We start from the raw sequence: 13676 nt of genomic DNA, 5'->3' as shown, positions 1-13676 counted from the left end.
CGGCTCGGTGCCGGGACCGCCGTCACTCATGGGGTCGGCTCGCGCCGCATGAAGACGTCCACCGGATCCTCGGCCTCGACGGCGAACCCGTGCCGCTCGTACAGCCGGCGGGCCTGACTGCCCCGCAGCACGTTCAGCCGGACGGGGACACCGTCGCGGTCGCACCGCTCCAGCAGCCCGCGCAGCACGCCCGAACCGATACCGCCGCCCTGGAGACGGGGGGCCAGGTAGAAGTGCTCCAGCCAGTGGGAGTCCGCGGCCGGTCGCAACGCCACGCAGCCGGCGAACGCGCCGCCGACCTCGATCACCCAGGTGTGGGCCGGGTCGAACCCGTCGCGCAGCCGCTGCCGCACCCGCCGCGCGTCGTACCGCCCGAGCCGCTCCAGATCCGCCCGCAGCACCGTCGCCCGCAACTCGGCCACCGCCTCGACGTCCGACGCCGACGCGGGCCGAACACCCCACGCCACCATGATCGTCACACTAACGCCCTGCCCGGCGTTCCGGCGTGCTGTCCGTCAGCCGGCTCAGAGGCCCGCGACCTTGGAAGTGGCCGTCAGTTCGTAGACCAGGGTGACGGTGCGGTGGCCGCCGGGCGGGAGGGGGAGGTCCCAGCGGGCGATGCCGTCGGCGTCGACGGTGTCGGGCGCGGGGGAGCAGGCTTCCTTGCGGAGGCGTACCTGCACCGCCGCGACCTCGGAGACCGGGATCCGCTCCCGCAGGGTGATCACCCGGTCGTCGTGCTCCTCCGGGCCGGAGAAGCGGGACAGGTCCAGCCGGACCGTGCGGGTGAGCACGGTCCGCTGGGTGATGCCGGCGGTGTCGCGGGTCTCCTCGGTGCGGCGGACCACCCGGTGGTCGTCGCAGCTGCCGAAGGCGAGTTCGACGGGGGCGCCGGGGGCGGTGAAGGCCAGCGTGCCGCGTCCGCTGAAGCCGCTGCCCCGGACGAGGTCCACGGGCCCGGCGAGCAGGGCGTGACCGGACCGGTTGTCGAACCGTGCCGTCCGCGTGACCAGCGGGGACAGCTCGGGCGAGCAGGCGTACTCGCTGCGCGCGGCCGTGGTGAAGGAGGAGAGCGGCACACGGTGGGCGCGGCCGTCCGCGGGCACGGAGACCGGCGCGGGGGAGTGCAGCACCCGTACCTCCCCGCCGTCGTCCACGCCCGGCAGGCCGAGCACCGGGGCCGGGCCCAGGTCCGCGATCTCCTCCTCGCGCAGCTCGACGTCGACCGTGCGGCGCTCCTCGGGGGACCGGTCCTCCAGCGTCAGCCGGTCCTGGTCCAGCCGCGGCGGGTCGGTGGCCAGCGACGAGCGGGCCGTCGACAGCGTCAGCCGTACGTCCGACCAGTCCTCGCCGGTGCGCTGCCAGAGCATCGCGTCGGTCTCCAGCGTCAGGGAGTCCCCGTCGAGGACGGCCCGGTAGGCGGGCCGCCACAGCGCGCAGGGCGTGAGGTGGGTCAGACGCAGCCCGACCGGTCCGGCGGCCGCGGTCTCCACGGTCAGCTCGACGTGGCCGACCAGCTCGGCGGGCTCCTCCTCGCTGAGGTCGATGGCCCGCTGCACCTCGGCGCGTTCGACGGCGACGGCGGCCAGCCGGGCCTCCACGGCGCGCAGTCGCTCCCCGTGGGTGTCGCGCTCGGCGTCCACCCGGTCCAGTTCGCGGGCCCAGCGGGCCCCGTCGCTCTCACCGGATCCGGCGCCCTCGCCGATCTCCCGCAGCAGATCGGCGGCGAGCCGGCCCAGCGCGTCGAGGCGGGCGCGCAGCCGGTCCCGCCGCTGCTCCAGGGCGATCCGCTCCTCTTCGAGCGCCGCCGCCCGGTGGCGCAGTGCGGAGTCGTCCTCGGTGGGGGGCTGCGGCCCGCGCGGGGTCCAGGCACGGACGATCCGCACGTCGAGCACGGTCGCCGGGTGGTCGGCGGTCAGCTCGGCGTGGACGGTGCGGTCGACGGCCAGCGCGCTGACCGGTCCGAGACGCAGCCGCTGGACGCCGGCCGCGAGGTCGAGCACGACGGCGCGCTCGACGTGGGCGCGGTCCTCCAGGCAGGTGACGGCGGTGACGGGGAGGGCGATCGGCTTCGGGGCCGTGGACATGGGGTGCGTCAGCTCCTGCGGTTGCCGCCGACCAGGGCCTTGCCGGCCGGGATACGGATCTCGTAGCCGCCGTCGAGGGCGGCGGTGCCGCCGGCGGGCAGGTCCACCCGCCAGACACGGGTGCCCGGCGCGTGGTGCTCCGGCCCCGGGGTGTCCCCGGGTGCCGTCCAGTCGGACCGTTCCTCGATCCGCACGTCCGGTTCGGAGGTGACCGGCACCCGTTCGCGGACCTCGACGGTGACGGGACCCGCGAGCCGGTTGGCCAGCTCCACGTGGACCCGGTGGTCCAGCACGGTGGTGTTGTTGCGCAGGCCCGAGGTCGACTCGTGCAGGTTCGTGCGGCGGGTGACCCGGATGCCCTCGGCCGGCCCGAGCCCCACCCGGCACACACCGCCGGGGGCCAGCGTGGGCAGTGCGGCGGTCAGCAGGAAGTCGTCGTCTACGGTGACCTCCACCGGGCCGGCCAGCAGGGCCTGGCCGGTGGCGTTGGAGAGCACCAGCGTCGCGTACACGGTCTGCTCCACGGACGGTACGCAGAGGTACTCGGTGCGCAGACCGACCGGGATCTCGCCGACGGTGACGGTGTGCCAGGTGCCGTCCGACGGGATGTCGGCGCGCGCGACGGCGTCGAAGCGGTGGTCGAAGGAACCCGCCGACTCGCGGGGCCGCACGGCGTGCCCGGGCAGCGGCAGCGCGGCCACCGACGCGGCGCGGCGGCGGTACTCGGCCCCCACCGGGTCGAAGGGGGAGTCGGGGAACAGCCGGCCCCGGCGGCCGCCCTGCTCGTCGGGGCCGCTCAGGACGAGGGCGCCGTAGTCGAGCTCGGCGCCGCTCGGCTGCGGGGGACCGGCCGCCGGTGCCGGTGCCGGTGCGGCAGGCGGGGGCGGCGCGGCACCGAAGGGAGCCGCGGGCGCCATCGCGGCCGGAGCCGCCAACGGGCCGCCGCCGGCGCGCGCCTTCGCGGCCCGGTGGGGCCGGAGCGGCGGCGGGGGCGCCGCGAGGTCGGGCGTCTCCCCGGCGAAGGGCGCCGGCGGGGCGCCGAACACGCCGCCGGGCACCGGGGGCGCGCCGGCCGGGCCGCCGTAGCCCCGCGGTGCCGACGGCACGGGCGGTGGCGGTGGCGGAACGGGAGCGGACACGGGGCCGCCCGCGGCGGCCACGGGCACGGGAGCGGCACCGGCCACGACGGCGTCGCGCGCGGCGGGCGTCGCGGGGCGGGGGCCCGCCGCGTCGTACCCGGCGAACAGGTCGGCGAGCCCCGCCGGCGGCTCGCGCCAGCCGGACGACGCGGGGGTGGGCTGGCGGCGCCCGATCCGGACCGAGCGGAGCCTCGGCAGGTCGGTGGCGCGCCGCAGGTCGGCGGTGGCCAGGGCGACGCGGACGCCCGTCCAGTCCTCGCCGGTGCGCTGGGCGACCGAGGCGCGCAGCACCAGACGGCCGCCGTTGTCGCCCCGGCGGTGGAAGAGGCGGTAGGCCGGCACCCAGACGGCACCCGGCACCCCGTATTCCAGCTCCAGCTCCACCTCCGTGCCCGCGGTGCCGTCGAGGGCCAGGACGGCGGAGACCGTGGTGTCCACATGGGCCGACGGCGCGTCGGTGGAGGCGCGGGCGAGCCGGTCCAGGGCGACGGTCAGCTCGTGCTCGACGCGGCGCAGCGCCTCCTCCCGTTCGACGAGCCGGCTGTGCAGTCCCGTCAGCCGGTCGTCGACGAAGTCGGCCAGCTCCAGCCACGCGTCGACGGGGGTCCGGCGGTGCGGGTCGTCCTTGCGGCGGGGCGGCGGCACCGGGCGGAGGGCCCTGACCTCCTCGATCAGGCTCAGCTGACGGTCCCGGCGGCCCCGTGCCGCCGCGCACTCGTCCCGCAGCCGTTCCACCTCGCGCCGCAACCCGTCGGGCACGCCGGTGTCGTACGGTTCGGCCTCGACCTCGATGCGGGCCTCGGTGACGCGCACCCCGGGGGCGCCCAGGGCACGGGCCCGCAGGGAGCCCGGGTCCAGCGAGCGGGGCAGTCCCGTGACGCGCACCCGGCCGTCCGCGGGCACGCTGCCGCGGGCCAGGCGGCGGCAGAGCGCGCCCTGCGCGTACACCACCACCGCGTCGAGGGCCGACCCCCACCTCTGTGCCGCCTCGGCCGTCGCCATGTGCTCCACCCCCGCCGTGTCCGTGCTGACCGAAGCCTACGCCCGGACGGCCCGCGCGTCCGCGCCGATTCCGATCTTCCCGCGGCCCGCCCCCGCCCGCTCGGCGGTGACCCGGGCGGGGGTGACCCGGGCGGGGGTGACCCGGGCGGCGGACGCTCCGGCACCAGGGTCACCGCCGTGGCGTCAGCCGAGCAGGAAGACGTCCAGTTCCACGCTGTCGGGCCGGCGTTCCCCCGTCGCGACGAAGAGGCGCTCGTTGATCCATGCCAGCCTGGGGGCGGCGGTGGTCAGGCGCGGGAAGCTGCGGAAGTAGATCCGCTCCGGCGCCACCTCCTCGCCCCGCACGACGGCCGCGATGTCCTCGGCGCTGCCCGAACGGATGCCGGTGTTGTGCACCGCGATCCGCTCGCCCCGGTCCGTCTCCAGGGCGTACTGGGCGTCGAGTTCGGTCAGGGTGGCCGTGCGCAGGACCTGGTGGTCGGCCCCGCCCCGCAGGACCGTGCCGTGCACGTCCGGCCCGTCGAAGCGGCCGCCGGTCAGGGGCACCAGCCGGCGGTGGCCGTCGGGCGCCTCACCGAGGTCGTGCGGGGCGTCGACGCGCACCGACAGGTGGGCGAAGAAGGTGAGGGGCGGGGCCGCGGGGGTCTCGGGTGTCATGGCGTCGTCGTCCTTTCGGTTGACGCGGTCGGCGAAGCCCTCGGGGCCCACCGCGAGCTGCACCGGGTCCACCTCCTGGTCCTTCACCCAGCGGCCGCCGACCATGCCCGTGGGGATGCGGTAGTCGATGGTCGTGGCGTTCTTCACGTACATCTCGTACTGCCGGCCGTCGGCTCGGGTGGCCGCCGGACCGGGGGTCTGCCGGGGCCGTGGCGGCGCGCCGTCCTGCGCGCCACCCACAGCGCCGAGGGGCTGCCGGACCTGCCCGAGGCGCGCTTCGAGCTGCTGCGGGCGCCGTCCTCCTCGGCCGGGGGCTCAGGCCCGGCGCGGCCGCCGCACGGCTGCGGGTGGCGCCGTCCACCGTCAGCAACCTCGTCCGGACGATGTCCGCCGGCCGGCTGGTGGAGCGGGTCCGGCCCGAGCACGACCAGCGGACCGTGGTGCTCACCGCGTCGGGCCGGGCGCTGGAGCTGCTGGAGCGCTACGACCGCGCCGGCACCGCGGCCCTCGTCCGGGTCGTCCGGGAACTGCCCGACGCCGACCGGCCGGCGCCGGACCGGGCACTGCCCGCCCTCGATCGGCCGGTCGCCGCGCTGGCGGCCGCGGACGGCACCGGCGGTGACGCGTCCGCGGGGTGAGCGGGGCGACGGCCCGCCGCGGCTTGTCCGGCCCCGGTGAAGGGGTCGGTCCCGCTCCGGTGAAGTGGTCGGTCCGGCCCCGGTGAAAGCTGTCGGTCCGGCCTGGTGGAGCAGCGTCGTCGGCTAGGTGGAGCAGCCCGTCCGGCCCGGTGGAGCAGCCCGGTCGGCCTGGTGGAGCAGCCCGGTCGGCCTGGTGGAGCAGCCCGGTCGGCCCGCTGGAGCGGTCCTCCGGCCTGGTGGAGCAGCCCGGTCGGCCTGGTGGAGCAGCCCGGTCGGCCTGGTGGAGCAGCCCGGTCGGCCTGGTGGAGCAGCCCGGTCGGCCTGGTGGAGCAGCCCGGTCGGCCCGGTGGAGCCGTCGGTCCGGCCCGGTGGAGCAGCTCGGTCGGACCCCCGTGCGTGCCCGGTGCGGGCGAGGTGGCGGTCCGTTCGTCGGGGCGTCCACGTCAAGGGGGCCGAAAATCCGGTGAACCTGCACACGGCCCTCCCATGGTCCAGGGGGACTTCCGGCAGACGGCGCGAAGGGGGCACGGCCGGCGCGGCGGGCCGGCGATCGCCGGCCGGTCGGCCGCGCGAGGGGGGTGTGGAGGGCGGCGGGACGGGAGACCGTGTGAAGAACACGGCCTCCGCGGGCACCGCGGAACCACACGCGTGAAGCCCGCCGCCGGGAGCGGCCCGTCCGGCGGGCCGGCCGCTGGCCCCTCGCTCCGCGGGCGTGCTTTGATCCGCGTCGTGCAGGGCGCCGCGAACGGTTCCGGACCGTGGGACCGGGCGCACCTGGCACGGGTCAAGCCGTCTGAAGGGAAAACACGCGTGGAAAACCTCGCCTCTCGCATCGAGTCCGCCGAGCTGTCCGACTCCGCCCTGGACAACGTCTCCGGGGGCCTCGGGCTCGGCGCGTTCGCCGGAGTGCACCTGGAGACGCCCGTCGCGGACGTCTGCGCCGACGTCCTGGCCGTCGCCTCGGCGGACGGGGTCGTGTCGGCCGCGAGCGTGCACGTCGCCGCTCTGTGACGACAACGGGCAGGTAGCCAGGAGCCCCGGATCAGGCGATCCGGGGCTCCCGGCCGTCCGGCCCGCGTCCGACCGCGGTGCCCGTCGGCGGCGCGCCTACCTGAACCTGGCCAGAGCCTCCTCCCAGAAGTCCGAGGGGTACGCGAGGGTGCCGGCGGCGATCGCCTCCGTGACCATGTGGTCGACGCCGGGGAGCACGGTGTAGGTGTGCGGGATGCCGTACCGCGTCAGCAGCTTGCTGAAGTTCTCCGTGATCTTCTTGCCGTCCTTGTCGTAGAGCCAGTCGCCGTCGCCGACGAGGAGACGGACCCCGACCCCCGCGGCCTTGATGGCGCGGGCGTTGTGCTCGACGTAGTGATGAGGCCGTACGGAGTCGAACCAGGCGGCCGAGGCCGGGTCGTCGAGCGGGCCGAAGGTGTTGGTCACGTACTGCTTCATGGGCTCGTCCTCGAAGTCGATGACGGCGCCCGCGAGGCTGGAGGCGTGGCCGAACGTCCCGGGGTACTTGAAGGCCAGGCGCAGTGCGCCGAAGCCGCCCGCCGACCAGCCCTCGATGCCCCGGCCCTCCCGGCCGGCGACGGTCCGGTAGGTGGCGTCGACGTGCGGGACCAGGTCCTTGACGATCACGTCCTCCACGGGGCCGCTCAGGACGCCGTCGGCCGCCACGTTGGCGTTCACGTACCAGCCGATCGGCAGGCCCTGGACGCACACGACGATGGTCGGCGGGAGCTTGCCCGCCTTGATCAGACCGTCGACCTGCACCATCAGCCAGTTCTTCGCCTCGCGCTGGTTGCCGTTGCCGCCGTGCAGGAAGTAGATCACCGGGAAGCGCCGGCGCGGTGACCTCGTGTACGCCTCGGGCAGGTAGACGGCGTAACTGGCGTAGGTGCCCCGGCCGCGGGAGGGCGTCGGGAAGACGCGGTACTCGCCGAGCTCGCTGGTGTGGACGCAGGGGTCGACCCAGGCGACGTCCGGGGTGCTCATGGTGATCGGTTCGTAGCCGGGGTCGTAGGTCCCGCCGATGTGGGACGCGAAGTACTCGACGATCCGTGCGGTGTTCGCGGGGGTGATGAGGGCCCGGTAGTCCGCGTCCGCGCGTGCCGCGATCGTCAGGTCGGGGACGTCCGCCGTGCCGCCGTCGCTGACGGCGATGCTCGCGACGTAACCGGTGCCGGTGGCCGTGAGGACGCCGATGTTGTCCGTGTCGAGGACCAGTTCGTCGGCGTGCGCCTTCAGATACCCGATCAGGAGCCTGACGTCCTTCTCCCGCGATGCCCGGGAGGCGTACGTGGCGCTGACGACCGCGTATCCGTAGGCCAGGTAACTGGCGATCGGGGTGGGGAACTTGCTGTCCACGTTGGTGTGGTTGCGCCCGGCGACGTACTCCTCCAGGCCGTACTCGGGAACCCAGACGACCACCGGCGTGGGCGTTCTGGGCGGGGTGGCAGGGGTCTCCGGGCCGACGTCGGCCGGTTTGACGGTGCCCTGGTAGAAGTCGAACCTCAGGTCCGCGCCGCTGGCGACGGCGTAGGAGACGTCCTGGGTGAAGGTCAGGCCGCTGATCACCAGGTCGGCGTCGGTGTCGGTGGTGTCGGCGGCCCTCGCCGGGGCCGCCGACGAGGCGGCCAGCAGGCCGCCCGCACCGAGCAGGCCGGCCGAGGCGGCGGTTCCGGCGAGGCTCATGAAGCCGCGTCGGGCGAGGCCGCCGCCCGTCGGGAGTCCGGTTCGGTCGTCGTGCATTCTTCCTCCTGCTCGCTGGACGGGTGTGGTTCTCGTGCGTGCTCCGGATCAGGCCGCGTCGATGACCACCGCCTTCACCTGCGTCCAGTCCTCCAGGTAGTCCGGACCCATGGAGCGGCCGAAGCCGCTGTGCTTGTAGCCGCCGAAGGGCGCGCCGATCGCCCCGGCCGGTCCGCCGTCGCCAAGGGTGTTGACCGCGACCTGACCGGCCTGCACCCGGCGGGCCAGCCGCACCGCCCGCCCCACGTCCCGCGTCCAGAGGGTGGCGGTGAGGCCGTAGCGGGTGCCGTTGGCGATCGCGACCGCCTCCTCCTCGTCCTCGTAGGTGAGCACCGACAGCACCGGGCCGAAGATCTCCTCCTGGGCGATGCGCATTCCGGGGCGCACCCGGTCGAAGAGCGTCGGTTCGACGAAGTGGCCGTCGTCGTACGGCGCTCCGGTGAGCTTGCCGCCGCCGACGACCACCTCGGCGCCCTCCTCCCGGCCGATCGCCAGGTAGTCCAGCACCCGCCTCTCCTGCCGGGCGTTGATCAGGGGACCCATGTCGACGGGCTGGTGCCACTGCCCCACCCGTACGGCGCGGAAGCCCTCGGCGAGCGCCTCGACCAGCCGGCCGTGGAGGGAGGAGTGGACCAGGACGCGGGAGCCGGCCGCGCAGACCTGGCCACTGTTCAGCACGATGCTGCGCACGATCGCCGGTACGGCGCGGGCGAGGTCGGCGTCGGGCAGCACGATCTGCGGGGACTTGCCGCCCAGTTCCAGCTGGAGCGGGATCAGGTTGCGGGCGCAGGCCTCCATCACGGCGGTGCCGGTGGCGGGGGAGCCGGTGAAGCTCATCTTGCGGATGCCGGGGTGCGCGGGCAGGGCGGCGCCGGCTTCGGAGCCGTAGCCGGTGACGACGTTGAGGACACCGGGCGGGATGCCCGCCTCCAGCGCCAGCCGGGCCAGGTAGAGGGCGGTGAGCGGGGCGTCCTCGGCGGGCTTGAGGACGACGGTGTTGCCGGCGGCGATCGGGGCGGCGGTGTTGAAGACGGTCATGGGGCCTGGCGCGTTCCACGGGATGATCGCGCCCACCACGCCGTACGGCTCGCGCAGTGTCAGGCCCAGGACGTCGGGGGAGCGGGTGGGCAGGGTATCGCCGAGGATCTTGTCGGCCTTGCCCGCGAGATGGGTCAGCCGCGCGGCGATGGGGGAGGGGCCGACGGGGTGGCCGACCTCCATCGCCTCCAAGCGGTTGACGGTGTCGTCGTGCTCGCGCACCGACTCCGCCCAGCGGTACAGGAGTTCGCCGCGTACGGCGGGGCTGGTGTCGCGCCAGGCGGGCAGCGCCGCCTCGGCGGCCCGCACGGCGTCGTCGACGTCTTCGGCCGTGCCGCGCGGGACGCGGGCGAGGAGGGTTCCGGTGGCCGGGTCGACGACGTCGAGGGTGGCCCTGGTCCGGGCGGGGACCCACTCGCCGGCGACGAGGTGGGTGCCGTCCGGCAGGAGGGAGGCGATGTCGAGGGGGGCGGGGGCGGTGGTGGTCATCGAGATCCTTAGGAGAGGCGTCATGCCTGGTCGGCGGCTATCTCGTCGTACCGGTGGCAGGCGACGGCGGTCCCGTGGCGCTCGACGAGTGCGGGCGGGGCCGTCCAGCAGGCGTCCTGGGCGAACGGGCAGCGGGGTGCGAACGCGCAGCCCTCGCTGGTACGGCCGGCGGTCGCCGCCCCGGCCGTCCAGCGCTGCCGCTCGGCCCGGCGGCGGCGCTGGACCACGGGGTCCGGGACCGGTGCGGCGGCCAGCAGCGCGCGTGTGTACGGGTGGGAGGGACGGCCGGCGACCAGGGCCGCCGGACCGCGCTCGACGACCCGGCCGGCGTACAGGACCACGACCGAGTCGCTCAGGTGGCGCACCACGGCCAGGTCGTGGGAGATGAACAGGTAGCTCAGTCCACGGGCGCGCTGGAGCCGGGTCAGCAGGTTGAGCACCTGGGCCTGCACGGACAGGTCCAGCGCGCTGACCGCCTCGTCGCACACGATGAAGTCGGGCTCCATGACCAGCGCCCGGGCGATGGCGATGCGCTGGCGCTGGCCCCCGGAGAAGGACGCCGGATGACGCCGTGCGGCACCGGGGGGGAGCCCCACGTCGTCGAGGGCGCGCACCACCCGCTCCCGGATCTCCTCCGCGGGCAGTCCCAGGTTGTGCCGCAGTGCCTCGCCGAGCGTGTCGCCCACGGTGTGCGCCGGATTCATGGAGCCGTACGGGTCCTGGAAGACCACCTGCATACGGCGGGCCAGCAGCCGGCGGTCCGCGCGGGAGCCGTGGGTGACGTCCGCGCCGTCGAACTCGACGGAGCCGCCCGTCGCGGGGACCAGCCCGAGCACGGCCGAGCCGATGCTCGACTTCCCGGAGCCGGACTCGCCCACGAGGCCCACGGTCTCCCCGCGGCGCACCGTGAGGTCGACGCCGCGCACGGCGTGCACCGTGCCGCCGCGCCTGCCCGACCGCCGGTAGGAGACGTTCAGATCGCGCAGCCGCAGCAGGGCCGTGTCCCGCTCCGGGGCCGCCGTGCCGGTGTGTTCAGTCATGAGCCGCTTCTCCGATCAGCTCTGCGGGCCGGATGCAGCGCGTCGAGCGCTCCGGGGACGTGAGGCGGGAGATGACGACCGGCTTCTCCCGGCAGGCGTCGGTCACCCGCGGGCAGCGGTTCTGGAAGTGGCAGCCGACCGGCCACCGGTTCGGGGGCGGTACGGCGCCTTCCACGGCGGGCAGCGGTTCGCCCGGGACCGCGCGGTGCGGGTCGGAGCTCAGCAGTCCGGCCGTGTAGGGGTGGGCCGGTGCGGTGACCAGCGCGCCGACCTCGGCCTCCTCGACTACCTCCCCGGCGTACATCACCACGGCCCGGTCGCACAGGTCGGCCAGCACCCCCCAGTCGTGGGTGACGAGGATGACGGCGGTGCCGTTCCGCCGCAGGTCGCGCAGCAGGTCCAGGATCTCGGCCTGCACGGTCACGTCCAGCGCGGTGGTCGGCTCGTCGGCGATCACCAGCGCGGGATCCCCGGCCAGCGCGGCGGCGATATCGACCCGTTGGGCCATGCCGCCCGACAACTGGTGCGGGTGACTGGCGGCGACCCGCTCCGGGTCGGGCAGCCGTACCCGTGCGAAGAGTTCGAGCGCCCGCCGCCGGGCCTCCTGGCGCGTGCACCCGGTGTGGACCCGTACCGCCTCCGCGACCTGGGCGCCCGCGGTGAACGACGGGTCCAGGCCGGACAGCGGGTCCTGGGAGATCCAGCCGATACGGCGGCCCCGCACCCGGCGCAGGGCGGCCGCGTCGGCGCGGGCGAGGTCGGCGCCCTCGAAGCGGATGGTGCCCGCCGTGATCTCGCCCCCGGCGGGCACCATGCCCAGCAGGGACGTCGCGGTGACGGTCTTGCCGCAGCCGGACTCGCCGACGATGCCCAGCACCTCACCGGCCCGCAGGTCGAAGGACACGTCGCGGATGACGTCGGTCGGCGTGCCGTCGATGGGCAGCGCCACGGTCAGTCCACGGACCGACAGCAGCGCGTCCACGGCCGGTCCGGCCGCCGCAGTGACCGTCCTGGGCGCTTCGAGCAGTGCCTGACGGGTCGCGCGCCGGCGGGACGGCGGCTTGTCGGCCGGGGGCGAACACCGCTCGGCGAGGGTGTCGCGCAGACCGTCGCCGAGCAGACCGAGCGCCAGGACGAAGCTGATGATCACCGCGCCGGAGGGCACCAGCAGCCAGGGATCGGTGCCGACGTTCTCGGACGCCTCCGCGATCATGTTGCCCCAGCTGGCCCGGGTGGTGCCGAGACCGAGGAAGCCCAGCCCGGTCTCCAGCAGCACGGCGTACGCGCCGTACACGGACGCCTGGACCAGGACGACACCGGTCACCCGCGGCAGCACGTGCCGGCGGACGACGACCGCGTCCCGGACGCCGTTCGCGACGGCGGCACGGACGTACAGCTCCTCTTTGACGCCGAGCGTGGCCGAGCGGACGACCCGGGCGAGCAGGGGCGCCCCGAGCAGGCCGTTGGCGGCCATGGCGGCGCTCTCGTCGTCGGTGAAGACCGAGAGGACCACCAGCAGCACGATGATGACGGGGACGGCGGAGACCAGGTCGGCGCTCTTGAGCACGAACCGGTCGAACCAGCCGCCCCGGTAGCCCGCGACCATGCCCGCCGGGACCCCGAGCGTCAGATACACCGCCAGGGTGATCAGCACGCCGAGGAGGGTGACCTGCCCGCCGTGCATCAGCCGGCTCAGCACGTCCCGGCCCAGCTCCCCGGTGCCCAGCCAGTGCGCGCCGTCGGGCGCGCCGAGCGCGGCGGTGAGGTCCTGCGCGTCGGGGTCGTAGGGGGCCAGCCGGTCCGCCAGGAGCGTGACCAGCAGGACGAGGACGAGGTAGCAGGCCGAGACCAGCGCGGCACGTTTGCGGACGAAGCCCTTGACGAGGCTCTTCATGTCCGCACCTTCGGGTTCAGCATCGCGTACACCACTTCGATCAGCAGGTTGATCAGCATCACGGTCACCGTGAACACCAGGGCGACGCCCTGGACCATGGGGATGTCCTGGGTGGAGGCGGCGGTCACGGCCAGGCCGCCCAGCCCCGGCATGACGAAGAGCGTCTCGGCGAGCACGGTCCCGCCGAACAGGGTCACCACCACCACACCGAGGACGGTCACGACGGGGGCGGCCGCGTTGCGCAGCACGTGCCGGAAGAGGACGGACCGTTCCGGGATGCCGCGGGCCCGCAGCACCCGGACGTAGTCGCGGCCCAGTTGGGTGAGCACGCCGTCGCGGGTCTGTTTGGCCACCGGCGCGGTGGCCGGCACCCCCAGGGTCAGCACCGGGAGCACCAGCGACTGGAACCACTGCACGGGGGACTCGGTGAACGGGACGTACCCGGTGGCCGGGAAGACCGGCAGCTGCACGGCGAACGCCGTCATCAGCACCAGGCCGAACCAGAAGTTCGGCACGGCCAGTCCGACCAGGGCGATGCCGTCCACGGCCCGTCCCGGCCAACCGCCCTTGAGCGCGCTGAGGACGCCGAGCGCCACGCCCGCCACCGCGGCCACCAGGACGGCGCCGCCGATCAGCGAGAGGGTGACCCCGAGGCGGGAGGTGAGCTGGTCGCCGACCGGCACGCCGGAGGTGAGGGAGTAGCCCAGGTCGCCGTGGAAGGCGCCGGTGAGCCAGTCCCAGTAACGGACGGGAAGGGGACGGTCGAGGCCGAGCTGCCGGTCGAGTGCCTCGACCTGGGCGGGGCTCGCGTTCGCGCCGAGGATGGTGCGGCCGGGGTCGCCCGGGACCAGACCGGTGAGGACGAAGGTCAGGGCGGAGACGCCGAACACCACCGGGACGGCGCCGACGAGCCAGCGGAAGAGGATCCGGTGCATGTCACC

Annotated in this window: 11 protein-coding genes and 2 pseudogenes; 3 read left to right on the top strand and 10 right to left on the bottom strand. The window is 75.0% G+C overall.

Annotated elements, in window-relative coordinates; translation table 11 throughout:
- Positions 1-26: 26 nt before the first annotated feature.
- The 5 genes and pseudogenes from ACZ3KJ_RS32000 to ACZ3KJ_RS31980 all read right to left on the bottom strand — a co-directional run.
- Positions 27-470: a GNAT family N-acetyltransferase gene (locus ACZ3KJ_RS32000; protein ID WP_467532108.1), complete on the bottom strand. Its 444-nt coding sequence runs from the start codon at positions 468-470 to the stop codon at positions 27-29.
- Between the two features lie 54 nt (positions 471-524).
- A complete protein-coding gene (locus ACZ3KJ_RS31995) occupies positions 525-2087 on the bottom strand; it encodes a DUF4139 domain-containing protein (protein WP_467532106.1) in 1563 nt (520 codons plus the stop codon).
- Positions 2088-2095: 8 nt separating this feature from the next.
- A complete protein-coding gene (locus ACZ3KJ_RS31990) occupies positions 2096-4228 on the bottom strand; it encodes a DUF4139 domain-containing protein (RefSeq protein WP_467532104.1) in 2133 nt (710 codons plus the stop codon).
- A gap of 183 nt (positions 4229-4411) precedes the next feature.
- Positions 4412-4885 carry a DUF3237 domain-containing protein gene (locus ACZ3KJ_RS31985; protein ID WP_467532242.1) on the bottom strand — a complete coding sequence of 158 codons (474 nt, stop codon included), beginning with the start codon at positions 4883-4885 and terminating at the stop codon, positions 4412-4414.
- 54 nt (positions 4886-4939) lie between these two features.
- Positions 4940-5065, bottom strand: a pseudogene (locus tag ACZ3KJ_RS31980) (phenolic acid decarboxylase); the annotation flags it as partial.
- A gap of 29 nt (positions 5066-5094) precedes the next feature.
- On the opposite strand from ACZ3KJ_RS31980, the pseudogene ACZ3KJ_RS31975 reads away from it, so the two are divergent.
- The 3 genes and pseudogenes from ACZ3KJ_RS31975 to ACZ3KJ_RS31965 all read left to right on the top strand — a co-directional run.
- Positions 5095-5259 (top strand): annotated as a pseudogene (locus tag ACZ3KJ_RS31975) (hypothetical protein); the annotation flags it as partial.
- A 9-nt stretch (positions 5260-5268) separates the two neighbouring features.
- Positions 5269-5523 carry a hypothetical protein gene (locus ACZ3KJ_RS31970; RefSeq protein WP_467532241.1) on the top strand — a complete coding sequence of 85 codons (255 nt, stop codon included), beginning with the start codon at positions 5269-5271 and terminating at the stop codon, positions 5521-5523.
- An 810-nt stretch (positions 5524-6333) separates the two neighbouring features.
- Entirely contained in the window at positions 6334-6534 is a 201-nt protein-coding gene (locus tag ACZ3KJ_RS31965; protein ID WP_389518723.1) for a hypothetical protein, read from the top strand.
- A gap of 96 nt (positions 6535-6630) precedes the next feature.
- On the opposite strand, the gene ACZ3KJ_RS31960 is transcribed toward ACZ3KJ_RS31965, so the two are convergent.
- The 5 genes from ACZ3KJ_RS31960 to ACZ3KJ_RS31940 are packed head-to-tail and all read right to left on the bottom strand — an operon-like array spanning position 6631 to position 13670.
- On the bottom strand, positions 6631-8274 hold the full coding sequence (locus tag ACZ3KJ_RS31960) for an alpha/beta hydrolase (protein ID WP_467532102.1): 1644 nt from the start codon (positions 8272-8274) through the stop codon (positions 6631-6633).
- 48 nt (positions 8275-8322) lie between these two features.
- A complete protein-coding gene (locus ACZ3KJ_RS31955; protein WP_467532101.1) occupies positions 8323-9801 on the bottom strand; it encodes an aldehyde dehydrogenase family protein in 1479 nt (492 codons plus the stop codon).
- 20 nt (positions 9802-9821) lie between these two features.
- Positions 9822-10841, bottom strand: coding sequence for an oligopeptide/dipeptide ABC transporter ATP-binding protein (locus tag ACZ3KJ_RS31950; RefSeq protein ID WP_467532100.1), 1020 nt, complete (start codon positions 10839-10841; stop codon positions 9822-9824).
- Positions 10834-12735: a dipeptide/oligopeptide/nickel ABC transporter permease/ATP-binding protein gene (locus tag ACZ3KJ_RS31945; protein ID WP_467532098.1), complete on the bottom strand. Its 1902-nt coding sequence runs from the start codon at positions 12733-12735 to the stop codon at positions 10834-10836. Before ACZ3KJ_RS31945 ends, ACZ3KJ_RS31950 begins: the two co-directional genes overlap by 8 nt.
- Positions 12732-13670 (bottom strand): ABC transporter permease, encoded by a 939-nt coding sequence (locus ACZ3KJ_RS31940; protein ID WP_467532097.1) that lies wholly within the window; start codon positions 13668-13670, stop codon positions 12732-12734. Before ACZ3KJ_RS31940 ends, ACZ3KJ_RS31945 begins: the two co-directional genes overlap by 4 nt.
- Positions 13671-13676: the final 6 nt, after the last annotated feature.

This window comes from Streptomyces sp. NPDC003248 (assembly GCF_055563235.1).
Note: the sequence above shows the minus strand (reverse complement) of the source record. Positions and strands in the feature narration are given on the sequence as shown.

Excerpts from the sequence above, each read along its gene's own strand:
- ACZ3KJ_RS32000 (WP_467532108.1), bottom strand. The coding sequence starts at position 470 with ATGGTGGCGTGGGGTGTTCGGCCCGCGTCGGCGTCGGACGTCGAGGCG.
- ACZ3KJ_RS31995 (WP_467532106.1), bottom strand. The coding sequence starts at position 2,087 with ATGTCCACGGCCCCGAAGCCGATCGCCCTCCCCGTCACCGCCGTCACC.
- ACZ3KJ_RS31990 (WP_467532104.1), bottom strand. The coding sequence starts at position 4,228 with ATGGCGACGGCCGAGGCGGCACAGAGGTGGGGGTCGGCCCTCGACGCG.
- ACZ3KJ_RS31985 (WP_467532242.1), bottom strand. The coding sequence starts at position 4,885 with ATGACACCCGAGACCCCCGCGGCCCCGCCCCTCACCTTCTTCGCCCAC.
- ACZ3KJ_RS31970 (WP_467532241.1), top strand. The coding sequence starts at position 5,269 with ATGTCCGCCGGCCGGCTGGTGGAGCGGGTCCGGCCCGAGCACGACCAG.
- ACZ3KJ_RS31960 (WP_467532102.1), bottom strand. The coding sequence starts at position 8,274 with ATGCACGACGACCGAACCGGACTCCCGACGGGCGGCGGCCTCGCCCGA.
- ACZ3KJ_RS31955 (WP_467532101.1), bottom strand. The coding sequence starts at position 9,801 with ATGACCACCACCGCCCCCGCCCCCCTCGACATCGCCTCCCTCCTGCCG.
- ACZ3KJ_RS31950 (WP_467532100.1), bottom strand. The coding sequence starts at position 10,841 with ATGACTGAACACACCGGCACGGCGGCCCCGGAGCGGGACACGGCCCTG.
- ACZ3KJ_RS31945 (WP_467532098.1), bottom strand. The coding sequence starts at position 12,735 with ATGAAGAGCCTCGTCAAGGGCTTCGTCCGCAAACGTGCCGCGCTGGTC.
- ACZ3KJ_RS31940 (WP_467532097.1), bottom strand. The coding sequence starts at position 13,670 with ATGCACCGGATCCTCTTCCGCTGGCTCGTCGGCGCCGTCCCGGTGGTG.